This is a genomic window from Candidatus Mycalebacterium sp., assembly GCF_977828045.1.
Genome location: NZ_CDWCUL010000008.1, coordinates 1 through 10,197 on the forward strand (window position 1 = coordinate 1; position 10,197 = coordinate 10,197).

Below are 10,197 nucleotides of genomic sequence, written 5' to 3' on the forward strand. Positions count from 1 at the left end.
TTACCCCTAACGGGCAGGGTGTCATTTCCCGACATCTCTATTACCTCCAGATTTTGAACGTTCAAGAATGCTATCTAAAATATCTACAAAATCATATGAAGTCTGTTCATCATATTCATCTAATCCTATATCACCCTGTCCGAGTTGAGCGGCAAGATGTTTTGCCGAAAGCAACCTGTCAACCCATTCATCAACGCTATTTTTTGCAATCAAATTAATTATATTGCACACCTGATCCTGTGAGATGCGATGAATCCTATCCTGCGCTTGAAGATAGTCATCAAGACTGAAAGAACGGTCATAAAAATACACCAATTTGCTTGGGTAAGAGTAAGCCCTTCTTTGGAAGAGGCAGGGGTGGCAACAAGGACTTTACACTCATCTTGTTCTTTAAATCTACGCAAATTTGAATTTCTGGAGTCCATCCCCATCTTTCCATGCACCTTGACCGCATTCAATTCTTTAAGGGATGAAGTAAGCCAGTCAGCATTCTTAATAAAAGATGTCCAAACTATAGCTTTTGAATTTGATGCAACAATGTCTTTCAACATATCTCTTAATTTGATAAATTTCGTTGGGGTCTCGTCATACGAATCATCAACAATCAAGGGATTAGATGCAACTTGCACAAGTCTCATTAGCCTCTTGAGAACAGATTTAATATTATCAGAGATTTCCTTTCCATTTTTTCTTACTTCAACTCTAATATCACGTTCAAAAAGCGAATAAATCTCTGATTGCTTTCCTTGCATTTGAATATCTATATTCTTCACATCTTTATCGGGAAGCATAAGACCGGAAGACCGCTTTGTCTCACGAACAGAAAAATGCTTGATTTTATCAAAAAGCACAGAAAGTTCGTCCTTAAAATCATCTTTTTTTGTTTGGCAAGTCGCAATATCCTTTGTCAAATCCAACGAAGATTTGAATGACTCAAAATCACTACCTAAAGATTCTCCTTCATCAAGAAATAAACTTGAGACCACAAATCGTATGGGCGATTGGCAACAGGAGTTCCTGTCATTATGCATTTTTTCTCAAAACCAGAAGAAAGGTCAAAGAAAGTTTGTGTTATCTTGGAATTTGGGTTCTTAATTTTATGGGATTCGTCAAGAACGATCCCCACCCTTCTCGTTTTAAGAAATAATTCCAATCGTGGCTTCTCAGAATTCAAAACTTCATAGTGACATAAATACACTTCAGCAGGGCTGTTGAACAAATAAAAATTCTTTTTTTTATCCTGAGTAAGAATAGAAGGGTGTACGTGAGTATGGATTGTAATTTCATTCAACCAGTTTTCGATCAACCCCTTCTTTGTAACCACAATAACAGAGTCAACTACCCTCTCTTGAAGCCATATAAGAGCTAGGTCCAAACCTATTTTTGTTTTACCTAACCCTTGTTCATGGAAAACAGCAGAATAATCCAACTGCCTAATCACATCAAGAGCCTGAGCCTGGTGGGAAAGGGCTCTGAAGTTTGGGATTTAAATTGGATATATATCCCCTCTTGAGCATTAATCCAATCCTACTTCTCGAATTCCATCAAGAACAAAAAATTTGTTGATAATTTGTAATCATTTTGAACCATATTTAAGAGACGTTGAGCAGAAAGTGCCCCTTCCTGTGGAACGGAAAAAAGAATATTGAACAATCTTTTCTGCGAGAAAGGTATCCTGTGAATTCCTGAAGTTGTTCAACCGTATGAAAAGTGTCAATGTCTTTCTCAATCTTTGCTTCTCCAATAATCGTAAACCCCGTTATGGGGTTCTGTGCAAAAACATCTGGAGTGTGCTTCTTGATTTTGGGAGGTCTGTTATCCATATGTTCTTCTGGCAAATCACTTAAAAGAAACAGCCCATTCTTCGAATATTTGTCATTGATATAATGAACTATGCGTTTCACAAGGTCTATATGTTGCTTTGATTCTGGCATTGCGTCTAAACGAACTCATCGACTATTACATCACCTATATCTCGCAGGGTATCCAGAGAATATTCATCCTTCTTAATTTTTTCTCTTTGCTCATATGTCATCTTTAACAATGCAAGCCTGAGCGCTTCCGCAAGTTGAATAATGTCGGCATCGCTTAATTTAATATTCGAAGATGTTCCTCCTTGCTGTGTTTCTAGGTGAATGATCGCTCTCTTTGCACCTTCAGAGAGAAAAATTTTTTTTGCCGTCGGGTCACTTAAAATTCTAGGTAACGACCTAACTGTGTTTAATGGATGCAGTTTTGCCCTATCCATGCCAGAAGATGGAGGGTGAATCCATTCGGCAAAGTCGTCCATCGAATGACCAGATTCTGCTATGGCATCTTGAATAGGTGGCTTAACTGACTCTCTGAAACCACTAAACCTCGTAGGGTCAAAACTCTCCTTAATCTTTTCTGTGTAACTTCGGTAGTGTTTCTCCATGTTTGTATATGCAAGAATGTCATCCATTATGTCTTTTTTGTTTCCCCCGCAATAATCAACGATCTTTTCAACACTCATTTGATCTTCTGCATAGAGAAAGTACAGGTATTTTGCTTTTGCATAGGGTGTCCATTCTCTTGTGCCTACAAGGTGAAGTTGGAGTCTGACAGCATCAATTTCTTCCTTTGTCATGTTCTCGTCAAAAACCAATGCAGGTATCTGCTGCCAATCACCGTCAATCTTAGGATCTTTTTGAAACTGCTTGTATATGCTTACTCTGGTATTCCCTTCTATACAATTAAATCCATCTGAATCTGTTTGCTTTTTAACAAGTATCGGTTGTATAACTCCTTTATTGACAAGAATTGATGTTTTTAGCCTGTCGTATGTAGTTCCGCTTGTCTTTTCAGAACCCATACCTTCCCCAAGTGCAAGACTAATCCGTTCTGGTGTAACTTCGTCATACATTTCCAGCACGGGACGAATTCGTGGGTTTTCTTCATCAAGAACAATCTCGTCAACTGGAACTGTCTCAAATCTGTAACTGGTCATTTAACACCCCCTTTCCTGTATTTCAAATACTCCACATAACCCTCTTTCTCTAACTTCTCAAATTTCTTTTTTACATCGGCGGCGAGGTTTTTTTTGAACTCAATCAGTTTTTTTCTGAGTTTAGCGTCTTTGACCGCAAGAATTTCAGCCGCGAGAATTCCGGCGTTTTTTCCGCCGTCAACGGCGACTGTGGCAACCGGCACGCCTGCGGGCATTTGCAGAATGGACAAAACAGAATCCACACCGTCAAGCGAGTTTGACGAGTTAATCGGCACGCCGATTACGGGAAGCGGCGAAATGGACGCTATCATTCCGGGCAGATGCGCCGCGCCGCCCGCTCCGGCGATTATGACCTCAATGCCGCGTTCATGCGCTTTTTTCGCGAAATCAAAAAGCCGGTCGGGAGTCCTGTGCGCGCTCACGATTGTAACTTCGGTCGGAACGCCCATCTCTTCAAGAAACGCCGCCGCCTCTTTCATAACTTTGAGGTCGGAATCAGACCCCATAACAACGCTTGCAACCGGTTTACTCATGACACCACCCTTAGATTTTGTTTGATGAACCGCGCTTTTTCAAAGGCGCTCTCCATATTTTCGTCAACAACCGTAACATGCCCCATCTTTCTGAACGGCTTTGTGCGCTTTTTGCCGTAGATGTGAAAATTCGCCCCTTCCACTTTCATACATTCGTCCAAACCCTCGTAAACCGCATCCCCCTCATGTCCCGGCTCTCCGAGAATGTTCACCATAACGGACGGGTTTTTGAGGCGCGTGTGCCCGAGCGGAAGCCCCAGAACTGCGCGCAAGCACTGCTCGTATTGCGAAGTGGCGCATGACTCTATCGTGTGATGACCGCTGTTGTGCGGGCGCGGCGCGCACTCATTGACCAGAACTTCGCCGCCGGAGGAAAGAAAAATCTCAACCGCAATAATTCCGCGCAAATCAAGTGTTTGCGCGATTTTAACCGCTACATCTTCCGCTTTTTTGAGCACATCAGAGTCAACACCCGAAACCGGACACGCAAGAAATTCCACAAGGTTCGCCTCGGAATTGAACATCATTTCAACCGGCGGAAAACAGACCGTCTCGCCGCTTGCGCTCCGCGCCACAATAACGGACAGCTCTTTTTCCACATCAACCAATTCCTCAACAACTGAAGGTCCGTCAAGCAACTTCTCAAGGTCGGATTCGGAGCGCGCAATGAATATGCCGCGCCCGTCGTAACCGCTCGTGCGGAGTTTCTGCACAAACGGGATTTTCTCGGCGCCGCCCGCGACCGCGTCCCGTATCCCGTGCGCGGAATCAAAAAGCGCAAATTTCGGCGAAGCAATCCCCTTTTTCCGGTAAAACTGTTTTTGAAGCCCCTTGTCCTGTATGAGAGAGATAATCTCAGGCGAAGGATTTGTCTCCACTCCCTCCGCCGCAAGTTGCTTCAGTGCGTCCGTGTTCACATGCTCTATCTCTATGGTGAGCATGTCCGCAGAGCGTCCGAAGCGCAGAACGTCTTCATAATTTCTAAAATCCCCTTGCACGAACTCCGAACACACACCCGCAGCCGGGCAGTCGGGCGAAGGGTCAAGCACAAGAGTCGGCAAATTCCACCTGCCCGCCGCGAGGCACAGCATCTTGCCAAGCTGTCCGCCGCCGAGAATTCCGAGCCGTGTTTTTATGCCGCTTGCGTGAGTCCCGCCCATTGTTCAATTCTATCCTACAATGCCTTCAAGTTCGGCGGGGCTTTCAATCAGATGGCGCGCGCCCGCAGAGGCAAGTTCGTTTTTACTCCTGAATCCCCACAGCACACCCACCGGAAGCATCCCCGCCGACACCGCCGTTTCCATGTCTATCGCGGAATCCCCCACAAGCGCGACTTTTTCCACCGCAACCCCCATGCGTCCGCAAACGCCCAGAGCGCCTGAGGGGTCGGGCTTTCTGGGAGTGCTTCCGCTGTGCCCGATGACTTCGGAAAACTCCCACCGTGAAAGAAGCGTTTGCGCGATTTTTGAAGTCATTTCCTGCGGTTTGTTGGAAAGAACGGCAACCTTCACACTTTTTGAGCAAAGAGCGCAGAGCGCCTCGGCGACCCCGTCATAAAGTTTTGTGTGAATATCAAAAGCGCGCCTGTAAAAGGTCATAAAACTTTCAACACACTTGTTCACCTGTTCTTCGGATGCGCCATCGGGAAGCGCTTTTTTCATCATCGCCGCGGCGCCTTCGCCGATAAAAAATCTGTATTCGTCAAGCCCGCATTCGGCAAATCCGTTCGCGCTTAAAGACGCGTTGGCGGCGTGCGCAATGTCGGCAACGGAATCTATAAGCGTTCCGTCAAGGTCGAAAATTACGGCTTTGTATCTCAAAACCCTTTTTAGTCCGCCCCTCTCAAGTATTTTGTTTTCAACTCTTCAATCGCCTCGGGCTCGCCGACAAAAGTTACCAAATCACCCTCTTCAAGAACCGTGAGCGGACCCGGAACAACGGTCTGTGCGCCGCGCCTCACAAGGGCGACGAGGCATCCTTGCGGAAGCCGGGAATCTTTAAGCGGCTTACCCGTGAGCGAATGGGCGGCACTGTCCCACTTACCGATGCTAACGGTGATTATCTGCTCGCTGCGCGTGAATATCGCCCGCAGGTCGTCCTCTCCGGCGGCGGATACCCAGCCATGAAAAAAGTCCTGCGCTTCAACGATGCTCGCCATTCTCGCAAGTATTCTCAAGTGCAGGTTCGGGTCATCGGACGGGCTGATGAGGAAAAACAGCGCTCTCGCTTTTGGAGCTTGTGAGGCGGATGACTCGGGATCGGGAGGCATTTCAACTCCGGCGCGCGAACGAACCATCACTATCTCCATTTTGTCAATCCCGTCAAGCCGCAAATGCGGAAGCGCGGCGCCCTCCTCGGTAACAGGCGTTATGCCGACCCCGGTGCCGCTTATGAAACGCCGCTCAAGTTCGCGCGAACCGAACCTCTTTATGCGCCGCCCGAATTCCTCGGACGCCATGTGCACGACCGTCTCAAAATCAACCCCCTCCTCATCCGCCAAATCAATCACCGCGCTTCCGGCCATAAGGTGGTCAAACGGGTCATCTTTTCTCAACCCCTTCTCTTTGAGTATTCCCCTGAGTTCGGTGTCCAGTCCCTCGTATCTTGAGCGTCCGAGATTTTCAAACATATGGAATATCGCGCCGCCCCTTTTGAGTTTGTCGCGAATGTAAAGCCGGTACCACAGCACGCACACGACCACGACCACAACTGTGAACACTTTTGAGGAAATCCCCACGCTTGAAAACAGCCACAGCGATGACACAACGCCCGCGATTTGCATCCAGGGATAGAACGGCGACCGGTATCCGGGGTCGTATCCCTCAATCCTGCTCTCCCTCATCACGATGACCGAGAAACACAGAATGGCGAACACGAAAAGCTGGAACGCGCTCGCGAGTTTTACAATCTTCACGGGGTTGAGAAACACGAGAATGAGCGCCATGGACGCGACCGTAAGAATGAGGCTGTAAATGGGGGTGCCGTTGCGCGATATTTTCGCGAAAATGCGCGGAATAACGTTATCGCGGCTCATTGCGAGCGGATAGCGCGATGCAGTGAGAATTCCGGCGTTGGCGACCGAAATAAACGCCGCGATTGCCGCGAGCGATATAAGGTAAAGACCCGTTTCGCCAAAAAGCGCCTGCGCGGCATCGGCGGCAAGGGTTGGGTTTCCAAGCAGTTTCCCGAGCGGAATTATGCCGACCATAACCAGTGTGCCAAGCCCGTAAATGAGAACCGAAACGCCAAGCGCGTAGAACATTCCGAGCGGGATTGTTCTTTCGGGGTCTTTCACCTCCTCGGACAGGCTTGTAACCTTGGTTATCCCCGCATAACTGATGTAAACCATCGCCGAAGTGGACAAAAGCGCCTGCGCGGGAAAATCAAAAAATGTTGCAAGGTTTGAGGTCTGAATTTTCGGAACGCCGCCCGTAACGAAAACCGCAAGAATCAGAATAAGCATACCGACAAGCCACTTCTGAAACTCGCCGCTTGACTTCGCGCTGACCCAGTTAATCAAGCCCAGAACGATTGACGCTAAAATCGAAATAGGCACAATGTGTTCACTGTATTGGGGAAAGAACAGCGCAATATAAAAACCCATTCCTATGAGCGCGAAACCGGATTTGAGAATGAGCGCGAGCCAGCTTCCGATGCCGCCGATGGTTCCGAAAAGGGGACCCAGAGAGCGGTCAATAAAGTAATAAGCGCCACCCGCTCTGGGCATGGCGGTTGAGAGTTCCGCTATGCTGAAAACGACGGGAATGAGCGCAAAAACCGCAACAAAATACGCAATGACAACCGATGAACCGAGCCCGTATTCACTCGCCGCAATTCCGGGAAGAAGGAAGAATCCCGCGCTCAAACTCGTGCCCGCCGCAAGTGCAAAAATGTCTTTTACGCCAAGCTCTTTTTTCAGTTTTTTTGAATCTTCAGGCATTGAATTTCCGGCTCCCGCGCTAACCCGAAAAAAGCGACACAAGGCTGAGTATCGGCAGATACATGGAAATCACTATAACCGAGACCGCCACCCCGACAATAAGGGTCGCCACGCTTTCAACCGAGGACTGAACCGACAAAGACAGCAGGTCCGCCTCCTGCTGATAACTCTCGGCGAGCCATTCAAGCATGCGCGGAAGTTTGCCGCTGCGCTCTCCCGCATCAACCATTGAAACAAACACGGCGGGAAACAGCCGCTCCGAGCCGAACGATTCCGCGACTCCCCTTCCCCTGACCATTTTGCGCGCCGCGGCAATCACCGCGCTTGAAAAAAAGCGGTTGTCAGACGAGGACGAAACAACTTCAAGGGCGGAAACAAGCGGAACCCCTCCGCGCAGAAGGGACGCGAGCGTCCGGCAGAATCGCGCCAGAATTGACCTGTGTGCCATTGCGCCGAGAACCGGCACGAAGAAAAGCGCGCGGTCAAAAAACATAGTCGCGCGTCCGCCGCGCCTGTAAAGCACGATGGGAACAATCACCGAAAGCGCCGTGAAAACGGCGATATACGCGAGGTTTGATTTCATAAAAACCGCCGCGCCCACAACCGCGCGGGTCAAGGCGGGAAGAGGCGCCTGCATATCGCTGAACACTTGCGCGAACACGGGCACGAGAAATGACATCGCGAGAAAAAGAACAAGCACGGAGGTAACCACGACCGTTAGCGGATAAACCATCGCCGCCCTCACCTTTTTCACAAACACCTCGGATTTCTGAAGGCTGTCGGCGAAATCCGCCATAATTTCGCCCATTTCACCGCCGCTTTCCGCCGCACGCACAAGCCCCGTGTAAAGAGGCGAAAACGCTTCGGGATACTTTCCAAGGGCGGAGGAAAAACTCTCTCCGCGCCGCACCGAAAGAGCGGTCTGCTCAATGATTTTTTTAAAACGCGCGTCCGTCTCCTGCATCGCGAGAACGTCAAGCGCGCCCGATATGTCAATTCCCGCGCCCGTCATAACGGAAAACTTTCTCGTGAATGCGTAAACCACCGTGCGCGGAACCGCGCCTGTGTAGATTTCCATTTTGAGCAATTCCGCCGCGCGCTTCAAAAGGCCCGAAACGGTTGCGCGATTGCCCGTAAAACCCAACATAAACCGCCCTAGATCTCCTTGTTCGAATCGGGCGGAGTGTTCTTCACCACCTCTTCAAGTGTTGTTACGCCGAGCGCGAGTTTGCGAATTGCATTCAGTCTCATCGTGGTTATTTCCCTGCTTGCCGCCCACCGCCGCATTTCACTCAGAGGCGCCCGGCGGGCTATCATCTCTTTTAGTTCGGAATCAACAACAACGACTTCATAAACCGCCTCCCTCCCCCTGTATCCGGTTGAGGAGCAGTCGTTACAACCCGCGCCCTCAAACACTGCGTCCGCCGGACACTGCTCTTCGGATATGCCGGCGGAGATTAGGGCGGCGGCGCTTGTGGCGGCGGGCTTTTTGCAGGAATGGCAAATGACCCGCACAAGCCGTTGCGCGACAACGGCGTGAAGAGAAGACGCGACAAGAAACGGCTCGACACCCATGTCAAGAAGGCGAATGACCGATGAAAGCGCGTCCGAAGTGTGGATTGTGGAAAACATCAAATGCCCCGTGAGAGAAGCTTTGACGGCGATGTCTGCGGTTTTGGAATCCCTGATTTCGCCTACCAGAATTACATCGGGGTCCTGCCGCAGAAAGTTCCGCAGGCATTCGGAGAAAGTGAGCCCGATGTTCTCGCGTATCTGCACCTGATTTATTCCACTCAATTTGTATTCAATCGGGTCTTCCGCCGTAACGATGTTAATCCGCTCGCTTTTTATCTCCTCAAGAACGGAGTAGAGGGTCGTGGTTTTACCACTTCCCGTGGGGCCCGCGATAAGCACCATTCCGTTTTCGGCTTTGACGGCTTTTTCAAAACCGGCAAGCTGTGAGTCTTCAAATCCCAGCTGTTTGAGGCTGAACTTGAGTGGGCCTTTGTCGAGAAGCCGTATGGCGATTTTCTCGCCAAAGGTTACGGGCACAACCGAAATTCTGCATTCAAAATCGTCTCCGCGCAAAGTCCGGAAATTCATCCGCCCCTGCTGAGCACGCCTTTTCTCAGCGATGTCCAGTTCGCACATAACCTTGATTCTGGAGGTCAAAATCGGAGCTATCTCAATGGGAAGACGGTGAAAAACATAGAGCACACCGTCAATTCTGTATCTGACCCTGAGCTCCTCTTCATACGGCTCAAAATGGACATCACTCGCTCTTTTGGAAAATGCCTCCTCAATGATGGAACCGGCGAGCCGGACAACCGGGGAGGATTTCGAAAAATCGGCATCTGTGCGAAGCACATACGCGCCACCCGAAGCGCGCGCGGCTTCGTCAATCACATTGCGTATGGAATCTTCGCTGAAAACGCCTGACTCGTCCGCGGCTCCGTAGTTTTTGTCTATGAGGTTTTGAACGGTGTCGGGCGAAACGGGCACAAAATCCGCGCCGCTTCCGCAACGGAACTTCACATAGTCCAGCACCTCGGGAGCCGTGCCGTGCGCAACCGCCACAACCACTTTACCGTTTTTTCTGTAAACGGGAATCGCGCCGTGCTCGCGGACGAAATGTTGGGGAAGAACCGCAAGTAAATCAGAATCTATCTTCGCGTCCATTATTGCCACACCATCCCCTGCCCCGTGGAAACCGCCTGCGGAAAACTGTTTACTCATAATCTTGCTGTCTGAAAAAG

Annotated in this window: 11 protein-coding genes; all 11 read right to left on the reverse strand. The window is 49.4% G+C overall.

What is annotated here, in order from left to right; translation table 11 throughout:
- Window positions 1-21: 21 nt before the first annotated feature.
- Window positions 22-213, reverse strand: coding sequence for a hypothetical protein (locus tag ACY430_RS01730; RefSeq protein WP_462137185.1), 192 nt, complete (start codon window positions 211-213; stop codon window positions 22-24).
- A gap of 5 nt (window positions 214-218) precedes the next feature.
- Entirely contained in the window at window positions 219-986 is a 768-nt protein-coding gene (locus ACY430_RS01735; RefSeq protein WP_462137186.1) for a helicase-related protein, read from the reverse strand.
- Complete coding sequence (locus tag ACY430_RS01740; protein ID WP_462137187.1) at window positions 947-1,441, reverse strand: SNF2-related protein; 495 nt, start codon at window positions 1,439-1,441, stop codon at window positions 947-949. Before ACY430_RS01740 ends, ACY430_RS01735 begins: the two co-directional genes overlap by 40 nt.
- Before the next feature lie 151 nt (window positions 1,442-1,592).
- Window positions 1,593-1,934, reverse strand: coding sequence for a hypothetical protein (locus ACY430_RS01745; RefSeq protein ID WP_462137188.1), 342 nt, complete (start codon window positions 1,932-1,934; stop codon window positions 1,593-1,595).
- Window positions 1,935-1,939: 5 nt separating this feature from the next.
- Entirely contained in the window at window positions 1,940-2,968 is a 1,029-nt protein-coding gene (locus ACY430_RS01750; protein ID WP_462137189.1) for a hypothetical protein, read from the reverse strand.
- Entirely contained in the window at window positions 2,965-3,501 is a 537-nt protein-coding gene (gene purE / locus ACY430_RS01755; RefSeq protein WP_462137190.1) for a 5-(carboxyamino)imidazole ribonucleotide mutase, read from the reverse strand. The genes ACY430_RS01750 and purE overlap by 4 nt, the downstream gene beginning before the upstream one ends.
- Window positions 3,498-4,661, reverse strand: a complete 1,164-nt coding sequence (locus ACY430_RS01760) for a 5-(carboxyamino)imidazole ribonucleotide synthase (RefSeq protein ID WP_462137191.1) — start codon at window positions 4,659-4,661, stop codon at window positions 3,498-3,500. Before ACY430_RS01760 ends, purE begins: the two co-directional genes overlap by 4 nt.
- A 9-nt stretch (window positions 4,662-4,670) precedes the next feature.
- Window positions 4,671-5,321 (reverse strand): HAD family hydrolase, encoded by a 651-nt coding sequence (locus ACY430_RS01765; protein ID WP_462137192.1) that lies wholly within the window; start codon window positions 5,319-5,321, stop codon window positions 4,671-4,673.
- Window positions 5,322-5,329: 8 nt separating this feature from the next.
- A complete protein-coding gene (locus ACY430_RS01770; RefSeq protein ID WP_462137193.1) occupies window positions 5,330-7,441 on the reverse strand; it encodes an amino acid permease in 2,112 nt (703 codons plus the stop codon).
- A 19-nt stretch (window positions 7,442-7,460) separates the two neighbouring features.
- Complete coding sequence (locus ACY430_RS01775) at window positions 7,461-8,588, reverse strand: type II secretion system F family protein (protein ID WP_462137194.1); 1,128 nt, start codon at window positions 8,586-8,588, stop codon at window positions 7,461-7,463.
- 8 nt (window positions 8,589-8,596) lie between these two features.
- Window positions 8,597-10,197 (reverse strand): GspE/PulE family protein (locus tag ACY430_RS01780; protein ID WP_462137195.1); only part of this gene is annotated, 1,601 nt, incomplete at its 5' end.

Bases quoted from the DNA above. Each gene is read 5' to 3' on its own strand.
- ACY430_RS01750 (WP_462137189.1), bottom strand. From the start codon at position 2,968: ATGACCAGTTACAGATTTGAGACAGTTCCAGTTGACGAGATTGTTCTT.
- ACY430_RS01760 (WP_462137191.1), bottom strand. From the start codon at position 4,661: ATGGGCGGGACTCACGCAAGCGGCATAAAAACACGGCTCGGAATTCTC.
- ACY430_RS01775 (WP_462137194.1), bottom strand. From the start codon at position 8,588: ATGTTGGGTTTTACGGGCAATCGCGCAACCGTTTCGGGCCTTTTGAAG.
- ACY430_RS01770 (WP_462137193.1), bottom strand. From the start codon at position 7,441: ATGCCTGAAGATTCAAAAAAACTGAAAAAAGAGCTTGGCGTAAAAGAC.
- ACY430_RS01745 (WP_462137188.1), bottom strand. From the start codon at position 1,934: ATGCCAGAATCAAAGCAACATATAGACCTTGTGAAACGCATAGTTCAT.
- purE (WP_462137190.1), bottom strand. From the start codon at position 3,501: ATGAGTAAACCGGTTGCAAGCGTTGTTATGGGGTCTGATTCCGACCTC.